The organism is Tenacibaculum singaporense, from assembly GCF_003867015.1.
In the GTDB taxonomy this organism is placed as follows: domain Bacteria; phylum Bacteroidota; class Bacteroidia; order Flavobacteriales; family Flavobacteriaceae; genus Polaribacter; species Polaribacter singaporensis.
Genome location: NZ_CP032548.1, coordinates 3330080 through 3348535 on the forward strand (window position 1 = coordinate 3330080; position 18456 = coordinate 3348535).

At 32.7% G+C, this 18456-nt stretch carries 20 protein-coding genes; 12 read left to right on the plus strand and 8 right to left on the minus strand.

Annotated features, from left to right (window positions below):
- Positions 1–30 precede the first annotated feature (30 nt).
- The 3 genes from D6T69_RS14995 to D6T69_RS15005 all read left to right on the plus strand — a co-directional run bounded on the left by D6T69_RS14995 (position 31) and on the right by D6T69_RS15005 (position 2563).
- Positions 31–1587 carry an NAD(P)/FAD-dependent oxidoreductase gene (locus D6T69_RS14995; RefSeq protein ID WP_125068811.1) on the plus strand — a complete coding sequence of 519 codons (1557 nt, stop codon included), beginning with the start codon at positions 31–33 and terminating at the stop codon, positions 1585–1587.
- Positions 1588–1666: 79 nt separating this feature from the next.
- On the plus strand, positions 1667–2302 hold the full coding sequence (locus tag D6T69_RS15000; RefSeq protein WP_125068813.1) for a YqaA family protein: 636 nt from the start codon (positions 1667–1669) through the stop codon (positions 2300–2302).
- A gap of 12 nt (positions 2303–2314) precedes the next feature.
- Entirely contained in the window at positions 2315–2563 is a 249-nt protein-coding gene (locus tag D6T69_RS15005) for a DUF1456 family protein (RefSeq protein ID WP_047788507.1), read from the plus strand.
- Positions 2564–2798: 235 nt separating this feature from the next.
- Here D6T69_RS15005 and D6T69_RS15010 read toward each other — a convergent pair whose 3' ends face one another.
- A complete protein-coding gene (locus tag D6T69_RS15010) occupies positions 2799–3164 on the minus strand; it encodes a DUF3127 domain-containing protein (RefSeq protein WP_125068815.1) in 366 nt (121 codons plus the stop codon).
- A 7-nt stretch (positions 3165–3171) separates the two neighbouring features.
- Entirely contained in the window at positions 3172–4032 is an 861-nt protein-coding gene (locus tag D6T69_RS15015) for a flavin reductase family protein (protein WP_125068817.1), read from the minus strand.
- A gap of 65 nt (positions 4033–4097) precedes the next feature.
- Between D6T69_RS15015 and D6T69_RS15020 the strand changes: the two genes are divergently transcribed.
- Positions 4098–4328 (plus strand): hypothetical protein, encoded by a 231-nt coding sequence (locus tag D6T69_RS15020; RefSeq protein WP_125068819.1) that lies wholly within the window; start codon positions 4098–4100, stop codon positions 4326–4328.
- Positions 4329–4402: 74 nt separating this feature from the next.
- Entirely contained in the window at positions 4403–5551 is a 1149-nt protein-coding gene (locus D6T69_RS15025) for a sensor histidine kinase (RefSeq protein WP_125068821.1), read from the plus strand.
- Here D6T69_RS15025 and D6T69_RS15030 read toward each other — a convergent pair.
- The 3 genes from D6T69_RS15030 to greA all read right to left on the minus strand — a co-directional run bounded on the left by D6T69_RS15030 (position 5548) and on the right by greA (position 6716).
- The gene (locus D6T69_RS15030; RefSeq protein ID WP_125068824.1) at positions 5548–5733 is read right to left on the minus strand and encodes a hypothetical protein; all 186 of its coding nucleotides are present in this window, start codon (positions 5731–5733) and stop codon (positions 5548–5550) included. The two genes, D6T69_RS15025 and D6T69_RS15030, sit on opposite strands and share 4 nt — an antisense overlap.
- A gap of 13 nt (positions 5734–5746) precedes the next feature.
- Positions 5747–6139 (minus strand): HIT family protein, encoded by a 393-nt coding sequence (locus D6T69_RS15035; protein ID WP_099215938.1) that lies wholly within the window; start codon positions 6137–6139, stop codon positions 5747–5749.
- Positions 6140–6242: 103 nt separating this feature from the next.
- The gene (gene greA, locus D6T69_RS15040) at positions 6243–6716 is read right to left on the minus strand and encodes a transcription elongation factor GreA (protein WP_125068825.1); all 474 of its coding nucleotides are present in this window, start codon (positions 6714–6716) and stop codon (positions 6243–6245) included.
- Positions 6717–6910: 194 nt separating this feature from the next.
- Between greA and D6T69_RS15045 the strand changes: the two genes are divergently transcribed.
- From D6T69_RS15045 to D6T69_RS15065, 5 genes are all read left to right on the plus strand, one after another.
- The gene (locus D6T69_RS15045) at positions 6911–7321 is read left to right on the plus strand and encodes a Rieske (2Fe-2S) protein (RefSeq protein ID WP_125068826.1); all 411 of its coding nucleotides are present in this window, start codon (positions 6911–6913) and stop codon (positions 7319–7321) included.
- A 66-nt stretch (positions 7322–7387) separates the two neighbouring features.
- On the plus strand, positions 7388–8545 hold the full coding sequence (locus tag D6T69_RS15050) for a 5-(carboxyamino)imidazole ribonucleotide synthase (RefSeq protein ID WP_125068828.1): 1158 nt from the start codon (positions 7388–7390) through the stop codon (positions 8543–8545).
- 38 nt (positions 8546–8583) lie between these two features.
- Complete coding sequence (purE, locus tag D6T69_RS15055) at positions 8584–9063, plus strand: 5-(carboxyamino)imidazole ribonucleotide mutase (protein WP_099215934.1); 480 nt, start codon at positions 8584–8586, stop codon at positions 9061–9063.
- A gap of 82 nt (positions 9064–9145) precedes the next feature.
- Complete coding sequence (locus D6T69_RS15060) at positions 9146–11173, plus strand: M3 family metallopeptidase (RefSeq protein ID WP_125068829.1); 2028 nt, start codon at positions 9146–9148, stop codon at positions 11171–11173.
- A 66-nt stretch (positions 11174–11239) separates the two neighbouring features.
- Entirely contained in the window at positions 11240–12235 is a 996-nt protein-coding gene (locus tag D6T69_RS15065) for a hypothetical protein (RefSeq protein ID WP_125068831.1), read from the plus strand.
- 12 nt (positions 12236–12247) lie between these two features.
- Here the strand turns inward: D6T69_RS15065 and D6T69_RS15070 are convergent, their stop codons facing one another.
- Positions 12248–13480: a glycosyltransferase gene (locus D6T69_RS15070; protein ID WP_125068833.1), complete on the minus strand. Its 1233-nt coding sequence runs from the start codon at positions 13478–13480 to the stop codon at positions 12248–12250.
- Positions 13481–13484: 4 nt separating this feature from the next.
- Positions 13485–13955 carry a heme-binding domain-containing protein gene (locus D6T69_RS15075; protein ID WP_125068835.1) on the minus strand — a complete coding sequence of 157 codons (471 nt, stop codon included), beginning with the start codon at positions 13953–13955 and terminating at the stop codon, positions 13485–13487.
- 97 nt (positions 13956–14052) lie between these two features.
- Between D6T69_RS15075 and lpdA the strand changes: the two genes are divergently transcribed.
- Complete coding sequence (gene lpdA, locus D6T69_RS15080; RefSeq protein WP_125068837.1) at positions 14053–15453, plus strand: dihydrolipoyl dehydrogenase; 1401 nt, start codon at positions 14053–14055, stop codon at positions 15451–15453.
- Between the two features lie 90 nt (positions 15454–15543).
- Positions 15544–16245, plus strand: coding sequence for a hypothetical protein (locus D6T69_RS15085; protein WP_125068838.1), 702 nt, complete (start codon positions 15544–15546; stop codon positions 16243–16245).
- A 64-nt stretch (positions 16246–16309) separates the two neighbouring features.
- Here D6T69_RS15085 and D6T69_RS15090 read toward each other — a convergent pair whose 3' ends face one another.
- Positions 16310–18427 (minus strand): peptidylprolyl isomerase, encoded by a 2118-nt coding sequence (locus D6T69_RS15090; protein WP_125068840.1) that lies wholly within the window; start codon positions 18425–18427, stop codon positions 16310–16312.
- Positions 18428–18456: the final 29 nt, after the last annotated feature.

The following is an 18456-nucleotide window of genomic DNA, read 5'->3' on the forward strand; positions in this document are numbered from 1 at the left end:
AATAAATAGTTTTTTACCTAGTTTTGCAATATGGTAAAAGAACTTCAATTACGTGTTAATTTAGTAGAAGAACGCAAAGACAATGTATTACAGCTAAAAGCTGCTAAGAAGCTAGGTATTAATATAGCTGATATTACTAGCGTAAAGGTGTTACGTAAATCGATTGATGCACGTAAAAAAGAAGTTATTTTTAATTATAAGGTAGCGGTGTACATTAACGAACCGCAACCTGATACTCCTGATTATATTTTTGAATATCAAGATGTATCGAATGCGAAAGAGATTCATATTGTAGGTTTTGGTCCTGCGGGAATGTATGCAGCACTTCGCTGTATTGAGTTAGGCTATAAACCTATTGTGTTAGAGCGTGGTAAAAATGTACAAGATCGTCGTAGAGATTTACGTGCTATTAATCAATTTCATGAGGTAAACCCAGATTCTAACTATTGTTTTGGTGAAGGTGGTGCAGGAACGTATTCTGACGGAAAATTATACACCCGTAGTTTAAAGCGTGGTGATGTTCGTAAAATATTTGAAAACTTAGTATATCACGGTGCTACCGATCAAATTTTAGTAGATGCGCATCCACACATAGGAACGAACAAACTTCCGAAGATTATTCAAAATATTCGTGAAACGATTTTAAAACATGGTGGTGAAGTTCATTTTGAAACTCGTGTGACCGATTTTATCGTTAAAAACAATAAGCTACAAGCTATTCAGTTACAAAACGGAACGGAAATGGCTGTAAATGCTGTTGTTTTGGCTACTGGTCATTCGGCAAGAGATATTTATGAGCTACTACACAAAAAAGACATTTTGCTAAAAGCGAAATCGTTTGCTATGGGAGTTCGTATAGAGCATCCGCAAGAAATTATTGATCAAATTCAGTATAGTTGTACAGGTCAACGTGATGAGTTACTACCTGCTGCTGCGTATAGTTTAGTACACCAAGTAGGAAACCGTGGAGTGTATTCATTCTGCATGTGTCCTGGTGGATTCATTGTTCCTGCGGCAACTGCCAATGGTGAAGTGGTGGTAAACGGAATGTCGCCTTCGCGTCGTAATAACAAGTTTGCCAACTCTGGTATTGTAGTTGAAATTAATGTTGATAAAGATTTACCGAAGTATGAAAAATACGGAGTTTTAAAAGGATTACAATATCAAAAAGATTTAGAAAAGTTAGCATTTAACGCAGGTGGAAGAAGTCAGGTTGCTCCAGCTCAACGTTTAACCGATTTTGTGGAAGGTAGATTGTCTTCTTCTTTAAATGACTGTTCGTATCAACCAGGGTTGAATTCTTCTCCGCTACACTCACTACTTCCTAAATTAATTGGAAGTAGATTACGTAAAGGTTTTGCGGCTTTCGGACAAAAAATGCACGGTTATTATACTGCGGAAGCAAACATTGTTGGAGTGGAGTCTAGAACCTCATCACCTGTAAATATTCCAAGAAAAGAAAACCTTGAACATCCACAAATTGAAGGACTCTTTCCTTGTGGTGAAGGTGGTGGTTATGCGGGTGGTATTATTTCAGCTGCTATGGACGGTGAACGTTGTGCTGAGGCTGCCATTACAAACCTGTAATAATTAACAAATATTTGTTGGTGTAATTTCTAATTACCTCGTACTTTTGCTATTCCTAAAAATTAGAGGCTTTTTAGCGATGAGTAAAAAGAATAAAAAAAATAACAAAAAGAAAATAGATAAGCCGCATTATAAACGTTTGCACAACTACTATAATCGCACTGGTTTTTACATGTTCATTTGGATTAGCTTGAAGAAAGCTTTTTGGCCAATTGTTGGAGCTGTTGTTGGTATATTATTATTTAACAAGTATGTTTATAATATTAACGATGGTTTACAACATATGACTGAAACTTTTTCTAGAACTGGAGTTTTAGTTACTTTTTTTATTTCTGAAACAATTTTAGGATTAATTCCGCCAGAGATTTTCATCGCATGGTCTAAGAAAACTGAAGATCCTATTGTAAATATTTCTTTATTAGCGACACTATCTTATTTAGGAGGTTTGTGTGCTTATTTTATAGGTAGAGCTTCTTTAAAGATTGACTCAGTAAGAAATTATTTAGAGGTTAAAATGGCTAAAAACCTTAAAAACACTAGTAAATGGGGTGGTTTTTTAATTTTAGTAGGTGCACTATTACCTCTACCTTTTGCCATTAGCTGTTTAACTGCTGGTATGATTAAATACCCTTTTAAAAATGTAGTTTTTGTAGGCTTATTTCGTTTTGCTCGTTTTGCTATTTATGCATGGGCTATTTTTTCGGTAGTAAATTAACTTAAAACAATTATGGGACTAACTAACAACGATATTTTTAAAAAGCTACGAGTAGCACATAAATTAAGAGATACTGATATTATTGACATCTGTGCTTTGGTAGATTTTAAAGTTTCTAAATCGGAAATCAACGCTATTTTTAGAAAAGAAGATCATCCTAAGTATATGGAATGCGGCGATCAGTTTTTACGTAACTTTTTAAACGGATTAATTATTCATTTAAGAGGTCCGATGCCTGAGAAAAAGCCAACAAAAAAGTAACCACACCACTAACACTTATATAATTAAAAAACCTTCTGAATTAAATCAGAAGGTTTTTATTTTCCCCTTAAATTTCTCAATCAATAATTATTTATTGAATGATTATGATACAAATATATAACCGTCTTTTGATACATTAAAAGGGATATCCGTAAGTATAAATGTAGTTTTCCGCAAAACAAAAAAAGAGCGCAAAATTTGCGCTCTTTTTGTATTCATAGTTTTCTAAATATTCTTAGAATGGTAAATCATCTGGTTCGTTTGCAGATAAATCTGGAGCTGGCTCAAATTGATCAGCTGGTGGAATGTTTTGAGAAGCAGCTTGTGCTAAGTTTTCAATTCTCCATCCTTGAATAGAGTTAAAGTATTTAGCTTCTCCCTGTGGGTTAATCCATTCTCTTCCTCTTAAATTAATAGAAACCTTTACATCTTGCCCTACCTGATAACTGTTTAATAAATCACATTTATCTTGAATAAATTCAATTAATAACATTTGAGGATATTGCTCATCAGTAGTTACTACTAGTTCACGCTTTCTAAATCCGTTAGACCCAAATGTTTGTGTCTCGTTAATTAATTTAATTTTTCCTATTACTTCCATTTCTTATCTATTTAATTAAAAGTACCTTCCAAGCACTTTCTACATCATTGTTTTGTAAATACTCTTGTGCAAAAGTATGTTTTTTTTCAGTTGAAATACCCACAAATTGTGAATGTTCTTTCGCAAAGTTATTAACAGCTTCTTCTGTAGGTAGCTGTTCTACATTACCTAACATACCTAAATTGTTTCCTGTTAATACTGTACTGTTTTTTATTTCAGCAGGTATTTGGTCTACTCCAATTCCTAAGGTAGTTAGTGGTTTCGGTATTTCAAAAAAGCCATCTCTAGCTCTACTGTAATAATTCCCTCCTGCTCTGGCTACTAAATCTATTTTATGTTGATCTATACTACCATCTTCTGCTAACACACCTTCATTTACATGTAGTTTTACTACTTCACATACAATTAAGTTTCCTGCTCCGCCTTCTTCACCTGTATAAATAATGTCTTTTACTTTACATTCAAATTGCACAGGAGATTCCGCTACTCTAAACGGCTTTACCTCATCTGAAGGTAACATTGTAAAACCAGCTTTTACAAACTCATTTACTCCTTTAGGGTACATCGTACTACTCAACGACATTTGCTGAACAATATCGTAATTCACAATATTAATAACCACTTCTTTGGTTGCTTCGGCATTATCTAATGTATGTTTGGTTTTATTTCCTCTTACACTACGTGCTGGAGAAAAAATCATAATTGGTGGGTTTGCCCCAAATACATTAAAAAAACTAAATGGTGATAAATTTGGGTTTCCATCTGCATCTACAGTACTTGCAAAAGCAATAGGTCTTGGAGCTACAGCTCCTAATAAATATCCATGCAGTTTAGAAGTTGGTATATCTTTAGGGTTTATTGATAACATTCTATATAATTTTAGTGTAAATATACTACAGTTTTACTTAATTCTATTTTTACTATTTTTACTTTATGAAAAACAGATATGATCAACTTAATATTGAATATGTAGAAACAAAAAGTGTTTCTCCTTTTATTAAATATACATGTATTCTTTTTATTCTGATTTTTGCTTTTATTCCTTTAGCAGAATTAATTGATGTATTAGATTATAATTACGCAGCACCAAATAAAGTAAACACCTGTATCATTGGATGGTCATATGAACCTTTACAGTTTAAATCACTTCCGCAACCAAATTAACTATATAGTTTTGTTTTAATTGAACTAAAATTTCAATTATCAAGTTATTCTAGAGAATAGTTTATATTTGATTGATGGCTTTTTTTACAAACACTTATTGGGTAAAGCGTATTGCAATTAGTATTTCCTTACTTATCGTTTTATTTATTTTATGGAATACTTACGTGTTTTTTCAAAAATTTAAAAAGGATGAACGCGCTAAAATGGAGATTTATGCTACTGCAATTAAGGAGGTAGCATCAAACCCTGACTCTGATGGCAACTTTAATTTAGTAAACAAAGTTTATGAAACCATAGAGAACATTCCTTCTATTTTAGTTGGTAAAGATGGTGAAATAAAGCAGTTCCATAACCTAGATTCTATAAAGTCTACAGATCCTGAATACCTTCAAAAGCAATTGAACATTATGAAAAATCAGAATGAACCAATTGCTATAGAATACTTAGGTATTAAAGAACACATCTACTATAGAAATTCTGACCTTTTATACAAGCTCAAATACTACCCGCTCGCCTTAGTCCTAATTTTAGGTTTATTTCTCACCATTATTTACATGGTGTACAAGTCTAACAAAGTTGCTGAACAAAATAAGTTGTGGACAGGTATGGCAAAAGAAACGGCACACCAAATAGGAACGCCGCTTTCTTCTTTATTAGGTTGGATAGCTATTTTACGTGCTGAAAATGTTAGCAGTGATTATGTTGATGAAATTGAAAAAGATGTACGACGCTTAAACACCATCGCAAATCGTTTTTCTAAAATAGGATCTCTTCCTGAGTTAAAACCCAACAACGTTGTATCGATTACTAAAGTTGCTTATGACTACTTAGAAAATAGAAGCTCTAAACAAATTTCTTTTTCTTTTACTACCGAAGCAGAAGAAATTCGCGCCAACCTAAATACCGAGTTATATGGTTGGGTTATAGAGAACTTAATTAAAAATGCTATTGATGCTATGCAAGGCAAAGGGAGTTTATCAGCTAGCATTAGTGAAAGCTCTAAAAATGTAAAAATCCTAATTTCAGATACTGGTAAAGGGATTCCTAAAACACAGTTTTCACAAATATTCAACCCTGGATTCACCACAAAAAAACGTGGTTGGGGTCTAGGTTTATCTCTCTCTAAACGTATTATTGAAGATTACCACAACGGAAGAATACACGTATTAAAATCTGAAATAGGAAAAGGAACTACTTTTGAAATCTTATTGAATAAGGTTTAACTGTCTGCCTTTACTTTACTCATTAAAAAACCGTAAAACAATCCGCCAGCTCCCCATATAAGTGCCCCTACAAGCATTCTTTTTAAAGTTATTTCTTCTCCTTCAATCCATGGGAAAATAATCATCATCATTATAAACATAATTACTCCCCAGGCTATCCCCTCTTTTATCCACTTTTTCATAGCTCTTTTTTATTTATTCAAAATTCTTAGCAATCCCTTCAGCAACTGCTACAAACTCTTCGTTTGTTAACTTTTCTTTCTTTACAAAACGGATATCCTCCATAGTTTGTAACGGAATTAAGTGTACATGTACATGAGGTACTTCTAAACCAATTACGCTCATCCCTACACGCTCACACGGAATTGTTTTTTCAATTGCTTTGGCTACTCTGTAAGAGAAAGACATTAATCCGTCGTACTCTTCTTTTGATAAGTCAAATAATTTATTTTCCTCTCGTTTAGGAATTACTAACGTATGTCCTTTTGCATTTGGATTGATATCTAAAAAAGCAAAATAGTTGTCATCTTCAGCTATTTTATACGATGGAATTTCTCCGTTAATTATTTTTGTAAAAATACTTGCCATGTCTTTATTAATTTAATTTTACAGTAAAAGTAAAAAAGAAATCGGGTTCTAGCGAAGCTAAAACCCGAATAAATCTTTACTCTTTTTGTATTTGTTTTTTCTCTTATCGAGAAATCTCCATTACTTCAAACTTCATAATTCCGTTAGGCACTTGTATTTCGGCAACATCACCTACTTTTTTACCTAACAATCCTTTACCTATTGGTGAGTTTACAGATAACTTTCCGTTTCTTACATCACTTTCGCTATCTGCTACCAGCGTATACGTAAACTCCATTCCGTTTACCGTATTTTTAATCTTCACTATCGAGTGGATTAAAATTTTAGAGGTGTCTAACTGACTTTCATCAATAACACGGGCATTAGCCACTACATTTTTAAGCTTTGCTATTTTTGTTTCTAGCAACGATTGCTCTTCTTTTGCAGCGTGGTATTCTGCATTCTCACTCAAGTCTCCTTTATCACGAGCATCTGCAATCTCTTGAGAAACACGTGGTCTTTCTACTTGCTCTAAATGCGCTAATTCTTCTTTAAGTTTCTTTAATCCTTCTTCCGTATAATATGATACATTACTCATCTCTTCTCTCTTTTTAAAATCAACAAACTTTTATACGCTTTCTTTAACGTTTTGTAAGAAGCATATAACTTTTCTTCCTATAACCCTGTGGGTTAAATTTAAAAATCTCACGCCGTTAGGAATGAGATTGTCTTACAAATGTACAAAATATTTGTAACTTCGTTGCGTTACAATAACAACTTCTATACTAAAAAATGAAAAAAATATTTTATTTATTTCTTGTTATAATTTGTTTTAGCTGTAGTGATAACACTCCTATTAACAACTGTTTTTCTGGAATAAAAATGAATGCTATCATTGATTTATCTCTTCCAGAATTTAGTGGTTTATTAGTTCCTGGAGGAGAATCGCAAAACGTAATACAAGGGCGAAATGTTTTTATTTTTAGAACAGGAACTTCTGGTTACAGAGCTTTTGACCAACAATGTCCTGAACAAAACTGTAACTCTTTAATGACTTTCAACGGAGTTGAAATAACCTGTCCTTGCGACAATAAAAAATACAACTACCTTTCTGGTGGTGCTCCTTTAGACGGTGAAGGTTGCAATGCTTTAATGTATTTTGTTACTCCTATTAGTAACAATCAGTTAAGAATATCTCGTTAATACTATTTGTACTAACAATTAGATTCTTATTTTTGCAGCAACAACAACACAATTAACACATTTATCGTGAAAAACTACTTTTCTTCAAACTTTAAATTGGGTGTTCTAGGAGGCGGCCAATTAGGAAGAATGTTACTTACCGAAACGCAAAAATTTGATATCTATACTGTTATTTTAGACGGAAATGCTGACGCTCCTTGCGCTCAGATATGTAACGAATTCCATCAAGGAGATTTATTAGATTATGATACTGTTTACAATTTTGGAAAACAAGTAGATTTGTTAACCATAGAAATTGAAAACGTAAATATTGATGCTTTAGATGCTTTAGAAGCTGAGGGATTAACCATTTTTCCAAAGCCTAAAAACTTAAGAACTATTCAAAATAAAGCACATCAAAAGGTGTTTTATCACGATAACAATATACCTACTGCTGATTTTTCTAGATTTACTTCTTTAGAAGAGCTGAAACACGCCATAAGTAACGAAGCGGTTACTTATCCTTTTGTTTGGAAATCAGCTCGATTTGGATACGATGGTAATGGAGTAAAAATAGTTCGTGCTATCAGCGATTTAGAAAACCTTCCTACAGGTGAGTGTATTGCTGAAAAGTTAATTCCTTTTAAAAATGAATTAGCTGTTATTGTTGCTAGAAATGCAAGCGGAGAAACTAAAACTTACCCAGTAGTTGAAATGGAATTTCACCCAGAAGCAAATCAGGTAGAGTACGTAATTTGTCCTGCAAGAATTGAAGATGCAGTTGCTGAAAAAGCGCGCGAAGTTGCTTTAAAAGTTGCAGATGCATTTGATTTTGTTGGATTATTAGCTGTGGAAATGTTTCAAACTGAAAATGACGAAATTTTAGTCAATGAAGCTGCTCCAAGAACTCACAATTCAGGGCATTATTCTATCGAAGCGAGTTATACTAGTCAATTTGAACAACATTTACGTAGTATTTTAAACCTTCCATTAGGAAATACCGAAAGTAAAGTAGCCGGAATCATGGTGAACTTAGTTGGTGCAGAAGGCTATACTGGTGATGTCGTATACGAAAATATTGAAGAGATTTTAAAGATTGACGGCGTTACTCCTCATATCTACGGAAAAAAGACAACCAAACCTTTCCGTAAAATGGGACATGTAACTATTGTGAATGAAGATATAAATGAGGCGAGAAAAGTCGCTCAACAAGTAAAAGAAACTATTAAGGTAATAGCAAAATAACCTCTCGACTACACTCGAGATGACAAAAACATAAAATTATGGTAGGAATTATCATGGGAAGCGATTCAGATCTTCCAATTATGCAAGAAGCAATTGATATTTTAGAGAGTTTTGATATTCAAGTTGAAGTAGATATCGTATCTGCACACAGAACTCCTGAAAAATTATTCGATTACGCTAACAATGCACACAAGCGTGGCGTACAAGTTATTGTTGCTGGTGCTGGTGGTGCTGCTCATTTACCTGGAATGGTAGCCAGTATGAGTCCGTTACCTGTAATTGGAGTTCCTGTAAAAAGTAGAAACTCTATTGATGGTTGGGATTCTGTTTTATCTATTCTTCAAATGCCAGGTGGTGTTCCTGTGGCTACAGTTGCTTTAGACGGAGCAAAAAATGCAGGAATCTTAGCAGCTCAAATTATTGGAGCTTCTGACAAATGTGTGTTAGACAAAATTATCGCTTATAAAGAAGGCTTAAAACTGAAAGTTGAAAAAGCTTCTGAAAGAGTAAAAAAATAAGTACCTTAGTACAATATTAACTTGAAGACCTCACAGATTTTTTTATTTGTGAGGTTTCTTCAATTTTTTAAACTAAATTTTCATGACCAAAAATCCACTTTTACAAGATTTTAATACGCCCCCTTTTTCTCAAATTAAAGAAGAAGATTATAAACCCGCTATAAAAGAAGCTATACAAATAGCTAAAGACGAAATTGATGCTATTGTAGAAAACTCTGAAGCTCCAACTTTTGAAAATACTACAGTTGCTTTAGACAATACAGGTAATAAATTAGATAGAGCTACTTCTATCTTTTTCAATTTAAACTCTGCTGAAACAAATGAAGAAATTCAAAAAATAGCGAAAGATATTTCTCCTTGGTTAAGTGAGTTTAGAAACGATATGATTTTAAATGAGGGGTTGTTTAAACGTGTAAAAACTGTATACAATCAATTGTCTGATTTAAACTTGACTCCTGAGCAAGAAATGTTGCTAGATAAGCAATACAAAAGCTTTGCGCGTAACGGAGCGAATTTAAATGAAACTGATAAAACTGAGCTTCGCAAAATTGATGCTGAATTAGCAAAATTATCGTTACAGTTTGGTGAGCATGTGTTGGCTGAAACCAACGCTTTTGAATTATTAATTACCAATGAAGATGATTTAGCTGGTTTGCCAGAAAGTGCTAAAGAAGCTGCTAAAGAACTCGCGAACTCTAAAGGCAAAGAGGGTTGGATGATTACCTTAGATTATCCAAGCTATATTCCTTTTATGACCTATGCTGATAATAGAGAATTGAGAAAAAAGTTAGCTATAGCTTTTGGTAAAAAAGGTTTCCAACAAAATGAATACAACAACGAGCAAATTGTAAAAGACATTGTAACCTTTCGCCACAAACGTGCAAACCTATTAGGGTATAAAACCCACGCTCATTTTGTATTAGAAGAGCGTATGGCTGAAACCCCTGAAAAGGTTATGGAGTTTTTAAATGAATTGTTAGAAAAAGCGAAACCTGCTGCGCAACGTGAATTTGATAATTTAGAGGCCTATGCTAAAAAACTAGACGGAATAGACCAGCTACAAAAATGGGATGGTGCTTACTATTCTGAGAAGCTTAAAAAAGAGTTGTTTAACTTAGATCAAGAGTTATTGAAACCTTATTTTAAGTTAGAGAATGTAATTGATGGTGTGTTTACTGTGGCTAACAAATTGTACAACTTACAGTTTGAAGAAATTGACACTATTGATAAGTATCATGAAGATGTTAAGACGTATGCTGTAACTGATACTGATGGTAATTTTGTTTCGTATTTTTATGCTGATTTTCATCCAAGACCAGGAAAACGTAACGGTGCGTGGATGACTTCTTACAAATCACAATATAGGAGTAATGGTACAAATGAAAGACCACAAGTCTCTATCGTTTGTAACTTTACCAAACCTACACAAACCAAGCCTTCTTTATTAACTTTTAACGAGGTTACTACCTTATTCCACGAGTTTGGTCACGCCTTACACGGAATGTTGGCAAATACTACTTATAAAAGCTTATCAGGAACTTCTGTTTCTTGGGATTTTGTAGAGTTACCAAGTCAAGTTTTAGAAAACTGGTGTTACGAAAAAGAAGCGTTGGAATTGTTTGCAAAACATTACGAAACTGGAGCAATTATTCCTATGGAATATGTTGAGAAAATTAAAGAATCTGCGAGTTTCCATGAAGGAATGCAAACCTTACGTCAATTAAGCTTCGGATTATTAGATATGTCTTGGCACTCTGGAGATTCTCCTGAAACTATTGCTGATGTAAAAGAGTTTGAAACGAATGCTTTTGCTGAGACTAAGTTATACCCTGATGTAGCAGAAAACTGTATGAGTACTTCATTCTCTCATATTTTTCAAGGTGGATACTCAGCTGGATATTATTCATACAAATGGGCAGAGGTTTTAGATGCCGATGCTTTTGAATATTTTAAAGAAGAAGGTATTTTTAATAAAGAAGTTGCCGATAAATTCAAGAATAATGTATTATCTAAAGGCGGAACAGAAGAACCTATGGAATTATACAAACGTTTTAGAGGAAGAGAACCAAAACCTGATGCTTTATTAAGACGTGCGGGACTTCTGAAATAATTATAAATTTTAAATTACGAATTATGAGTTTAAAATTCATAATTCGTAGTTATATTATGAAAAAATATGTTAGAAAAAGAGACTAACTCCAATAGAGATGTTAAGATAAATGATCTTTCAATAACTGAAAAAATATATCTTGGGGCATTATTTTCTATTTGTATTTCTAATAATAAAGGTTTTAGTGAGCCTATCAAAAATATAGCTATACCTTATTCTCCTTCGTCTTTTTATGATGATGAAATTATAAGCGATTTAATTTCTTTAGAATATATAATACCATTAATTGACTATGAAGACACTAAATCTCTTCTTTGGAGTTTAAATATTAACATTGAAGATACTTCAACTTATATCCAGAAAGTTAACACTTTTCTAGACGAAGTAACTCTAACCGAAGATGATTATTTAGAGATTCTCTTCATGTGGAAAAAAGTTGCTCTTTATGAGGTAATAGAGTACTATCAACACTTAGTTTTTAAATATATTGGAGGTGGTTTTAATTCGAGAATTGAAACATTTGATATCTTAACAAGCTTGTTAAATAACTTTTCTGTTTCTCAAACCTATAATATTATTTTTTCGTCTATTAAGAACACTCTAGAATATAACAAGAAAAATAACACAACAAAAAGTCATTTATTTTATCAAACATTAATAAATATAGAAAAGTATGGTCAAAATATTGTTAAAAATAACTGGGTAATAGATGGGTTTAATCGTTTAAATAATTTACCTCAAAGTGCTATTAGTCATTATCTTTATCATAAGATTTTAAAGATTGATGGTTTTAATACAATTCCTAACATCTATAATTTAGTGAACACAAGAGAAAACAACATCAGTAAAACTGAGATTCAACTAATTAATAATTTATTCACTAAATTCCCAAAAATAAAACCCGACAATTACTACAAACATAAAGTTTATGGTAACGTTAAGATCATATATATAGGAATTGATAAAGAAGCTAAAGTTTCTTCTATTACTATATTATTTACAAATGGCAACTTTAATTATTATCATGAAACTTTAGACATTTTTAACTCAAATGTCAATTAATTACCAAGTAGTTTATAACCTTCTATTCTTCTCCTCAATCCACTTGCTCATGAATTTTGTAGCCTGTAGGGTTTGATGTTGCAACAAACTTCCAAGAAAATTTTGTGTACGATGTACGTCAAGATTTTCTTGGATTTTTTTAACTCTCTTCATAAAAGAAATCTCTAACACTTCTTTGTCATATATTGAATTAATAATCTCTATACCTTTTTGTTGAGACTTTTTCCAAAGGATATCGTAAGTATATAGCTCTATAGCTTTGTTAGCAAACTTTTCAAAATCATCCTCTATAAATCCGTTCCAAGGTAAATCAGCATGCATCCCTTCTGCTCCTATCGAAGTAGTTACACTTGGAGTTCCACATTCCATTGCTTCGGTTAATTTCCCTTTAATTCCCGCTCCAAAACGAATTGGCGCTAACACTACTCTAGCATCTTTAACTACTTCGAGTGCATTTTCTGCAAAACCTTTAACTATAAACCCTTCTTTTGGTTTATGCAATTGCTTAATTTGTTGCGTAGCATAAGCTCCATAAATGTGTAATTCTGCTTTGGGTAGTTGTTTCCTGATCTGCTTCCATATTGTTTTTAATTGTAAAACGGCATCGACATTTGGAGCATGGAAAAAATTACCTACAAACACAAAATGTTCTCGTTCTTCAAAAGATTTCCAGTTCTGAGTAGTTTCAGCATCTATTGCATCCAACAAAAAAGGTAAATGATATAACAAAGCTTCATCAATCTTAAAAACTTCCTTCAAAAGCTGGATTTCATAAGCTGAAATAATCAGACTCATATCGCAACGTAAAATAGCAGCTATTTCCCTCTTTGCTTCATCCGATTTCAACAAAGCTTCTGTTGAAAATTGTTTTCCTTTTTTTAATTGTTGATGACGTGTTTTACGTAAAAAATGTAAATCTTCTGTATCTAAAACCCGTAAAGCTTTCGGGCAATGTTCTGCAACACGCCAACCGAATTGTTCTTCCATCATAAAACGATCGAACAATACAACATCAGGTTGCAGTTCTTTAACAAAATCATCAAAAGAACTTGAATTCAATTCAATCGATTGCTCTTGAACTCCTAACTCTATTAAACTTAAAGAGTTTTCAGTTTTTTGAGCAGAAGTTGCAAAAGTGATCGTATAGTTTTGGTTTTTAAAAACATTGAGCAACTGTAACATTCGGTTGCCAGCGCCGGTAGTTTTTTCTATCCAAACATACCCAATTATTAAAAGTTGTTGCATTAATTTAGTTCGCTAACTGCATTTTGTAATCACTTTGTACACTTTTAGCCCAGTTAATTACTTGCTCTACTTCTTCTTTAGTTAAACGAGCATCCGCATGTGTCCAAGTATACGAATCTAACGGCATTTTCCCTTTTTCTACTTCCTCCCAAACTTCTTCCATTTTATGTTCTTTTCGTTTTAGAGAGTAGGTAGCCCATTCAGAAAAATTCAATTCTTCTTTTCCATGGTTTACATGGTCAGCCAACCAATAGTTTACTGGCGTAATACTACTATACCAAGGGTAACGAGTTGAATTACTATGACAATCAAAACATGCTGTTTTTAGTATTTTATGTACTTGATCATTTGGTTTAGTCTCTTTTATAAAAGCTTCAACTGTAGCTATTTCTCCTTGATTTTTTTCTGGTTGAAAAAACTGTGCAACTACTAATAGTATTAGTAATAATCCTATAATTTTTTTGAAAATTTTCATACAACGAATTTAAGTTTTAAAGATATGAAAACTAATTTTATCGACAAATAATTGTACTTTTGTACCTCATTATTTATGAAAAAATAAAACACAACTCATGAAATACGATTTAATCGTTATTGGTTCTGGTCCAGGAGGGTACATTGCTGCTATCAGAGCCGCTCAATTAGGTTCTAAAGTTGCTATCATTGAAAAATACTCAACTTTAGGTGGAACTTGTTTAAATGTTGGATGTATTCCTTCAAAAGCTTTATTAGATTCTTCGCACCATTACTATGATGCAGTAAATCATTTCGAAGAGCATGGTATCTCTGTAGAGAAGCCTTCTTTTGACTTCGGAAAAATGGTAGCTCGTAAAGCAAATGTAGTAGAAACTACTACAGGAGGTATCAAATATTTAATGGATAAAAATAATATTGAAGTTTACGAAGGTTTAGGATCTTTTGAAGATGCTACACACGTAAAAATCACTAAAAATGATGGTGCTGAAGAAGTAATTGAAGGTACCAACATTATTATAGCTACTGGTTCTAAGCCATCTTCTTTACCTTTTATTACTATAGATAAAGAGCGTGTAATAACTTCTACTGAAGCCTTAAAACTTCCTGAAGTTCCTAAGCACTTATTAGTAATTGGTGGTGGTGTTATTGGTTTAGAGTTAGGGTCAGTTTACAAGCGTTTAGGTGCTGAGGTAACTGTTATCGAATTTATGCCTGCAATTACTCCTACTATGGATAAAGATGTTTCTAAAGAACTTACTAAAGTTTTAAAGAAACAAGGTATGAAAATTAATACTAGTCACGGTGTGACTTCTGTTGAAAGAAATGGTGATGAAGTGGTGGTGAAAGCCACTAATAAAAAAGGTGAAGAGGTTACTTTCACTGGTGATTACTGTTTAGTTTCTGTAGGTCGTCGTCCGTATACTGAAGGACTAGCTTTAGAAAAAGCGGGCGTTAAAGTTACGGAAAGAGGAATGGTTGAAGTAAATGATCATTTACAAACTAACGTTTCTAACATTTATGCAATTGGTGATGTAGTTCGTGGAGCTATGTTAGCACATAAAGCAGAAGAAGAAGGTGTTGTGGTTGCTGAATATTTAGCTGGACAAAAACCTCATATTGACTATAACTTAATTCCTGGAATTGTTTACACATGGCCAGAAGTAGCGGCTGTTGGTAAAACTGAACAAGAATTAAAAGATGCTGGTGTTGATTATAAGTCTGGAAAATTCTCTATGCGTGCATTAGGACGTTCTCGTGCAAGTGGAGATTTAGACGGATTTGTAAAAGTGTTGGCTGATAAAAATACCGATGAAGTATTAGGAGTTCATATGGTAGGTGCTCGTGTAGCTGACTTAATTATGGAAGCTGCCGTAGCAATGGAATACAGAGCTTCTGCGGAAGATTTAGCTCGTATTTGTCATGGACACCCAACCTACTCTGAAGCTGTAAAAGAAGCAGCGAAAGCAGCTTGGGATGGTAAACCATTAAACGCTTAATAAAAAGCCTTAAAATATACTTTAAAAAGCAATCTCGTTTGAGGTTGCTTTTTTATTTTATAGTTTTACATTTCAGTAAACAATTTTTTTATGTATGACTTAAATAAACTTTCAAATGATTTTACAAAAACTCTTAATAAAAATATAAAACACCTTTATATTGGTAATGATATTTTAATTTATCAAAAATATTATGACTTTAAAATTTCACATTTATCTCCTGCGTATCATTTTAATAGATTAAAAACAGTAATAGAAGATTATTTTTCAAAAGACTTACCATACATGTTGTCAAAAGGGGTTATTGACGAACATGATATTAGTTATTCTACATTGAAAATTCAATTAGAATTAAACGCCTTCTTAGTCGCTATTAAAACTGCTCTTGATAGATTAGTATATTTTGTGTCAAAAATTAATAAAAGTGTAAGTTCTTCTACGACTTTTGGTAGAATTACAACAGAGGGAAAAACTAAAGGCATGATGTCTGAAGTTAAATTTAGAAAAGACAGTGATAAGTTGATGAAGTTAATATTTGATAATTATAATGACTGGATTTCAAAAGCAGTAAAACCTAGAGATACTGTAGTTCATTATGAAAATTTATCAATCAATTTTAAAATTATTAATAATGAGTTTTCTCCAGTGTTTAATAAAGCAGAAAAAAATATAAGAAACTTTGAGTTAAATGACTTAAAGTCTTTTGTTGATAAATGGCTTGTTTTTTCAATTGAATTCATGAATCTTTTTAGCGAGAAACTATCAAATCAAACAGCTGAAAATTATAAATAATTTTTTGCACAAAAAATCCCGAACTACTTAGTTCGGGATTTTTTTATTTGTATGACTTTATTTCTTATTGAATTCCGTAGAAAGAACTCATGTTATCTTCTATTTCAGACGCTTTTTTAACCGCCTCGTACATTTGGAACGTTTTATTCTTTCTTTCATTAGCTATACGCTTTCTGTACGTATCGTAGTTAGGTAATGCTGTTGGCAATTCTTTCTTTTCAATAACAAAAGCAAATACTCCTTTATCTCCTACTACATTTTTAACTACTTCGTTTTCTTTTGCATTAATCATTGCTCCTACTACCTTTGGTTCGAAACCTACACCTGAAATAGTTGGTGATTGTAAGTTTACATCGGTAGCAGTTCTAACTGTTTGACTTACTGATTTAGCGATTTCATCTAATGTTGAACCACTAATTTTATCTTCAATCATTTTTGCTTTGCGCTCATTTGTTAAAATAGGACGCACACTTGCTGTTGCTTTATCAACTGACATTAATCCTTTCTCAGTTTTAGTAGTTAATACAGCTACTACATATCCACCTTCAACATCAAAACGTTTAAAGTCTCCTTCATTTACTTCTTTTTCAAATGCCCAAGTAATGATTTGTCTTTCACGACCTACACCTGGTACGTTTTCATCTAAAGACTTTAACCCTACCGCTGGTAAAGAACTTAAGTTCTTTTCTTTTACTATTTCTTCAAAAGCTTTTCCATTGGCTAATTCCAAAGCAAATGTTTCTGCATTTTGGAATACTGCATTTTCTGTTTCTTCTGAAGCTTCAATCTTACGTCCAAAAGTAGCTAATTTAACTACTGGCTGGAAGTTCTTTTGCCCGTCAATTTTAATTACATGGAATCCGAATTGAGATTTTACAACTCCCATATCACCTTCTTTACCTTCAAAAACAAAGTCTCTAAATGATGGTACCATTCTGTTATAAGCAAACCAATCATAGAATCCTCCTTTTTCAGCAGAACCTTTATCTGATGACATTTCTTTTGCTAAATCTGCAAACTTAGATTTATCAGCTTTAACAACAGCTAATAAACTATCTGCTGTTTTCTTAGCCTCTTCTTCTGTTTGAACAACCGTTGCATCAGCACTAGCAGAACCAACAAAAGGAATTAAAATGTGACTTGCTTGTGCTGAGTCTGGTAATTGTTTTACCTCAGTAATTTTAGATAACTTAAAGAATCCTGCATCTTTGTATGGCCCGAAAACATCTCCTTCTTTACCGTTGAAAACTTCTTCAGCAATTACTTGAGGAACTTGTACTTTAAACTTATAATTATTATCTAATCTTAAATCAGATTCGTTTTCTTCTAAAAACTCACTATAATTTGTAGTGTTTTTTAATCCTTTAACTGGAGTATTGTTTACTTCAGAATCTTCAATTAATTTAGCTACATTAGCTTTAATAGCTTCTTCATCAGCTTCAGTAGGCTCTATATTAAATTTTACAAAGTTAATGTCTCTTGAAGCTTCAACCTGAAAAGCATCTTGATGTTCGTTTATATAATTTTGAACGTCGCTTTTCTTTAAAGTTACTAAACTATCTGCAATTGTTGTATATGGCACATATACATACTTACCAGATACTTTTGTATTTTCAGTTAAGTATTTAGACTCTCCTTCTTTTAAAGAAGCCCCTAAACCAGCTGCTACTAAGTTATCGTATGTAGTTTTCTCTATATTACTTTTTATAGAAGCCATATAGTTTTGCCATGCACCCCATTCTTGTCCGTTCTCTTCTTTAATCGTAGCTAAATGCTCTTTTAACTTGTTTTTATCGAAAATTCCTGAAGTTTGGAATCTGGCATCGTTTTGAATTACTGGGGTTTCATATAAAGCGTTTAAGATATCTGCATCTCCAACAGTAATACCAGCTTCTTCTAATTGCTTTTTGTATATCTTTTGACGGATTAAATTATTCCATACTGCTTTTGCTGCTTGCATCTCAGACATGCTATTTCCTGTTTGTGCTTTATAAGCTTCTAAAGCTTCAGCAAACTCTTGACGAGAAATGGCTTCACCATTAACTTCACCTATTTCATTTACTTTACTTGCGCTAAAAAAGTCTGATATTGTAGAAGGGTCTAATACAAAAGCAAAAAGTGCTAAACCAATTACAAGAATTAAGAACATTGAACGTTCTCTAATTTTCGATAAAATTGCCATACATAATTTATTTTATTAACAGTGTGCGA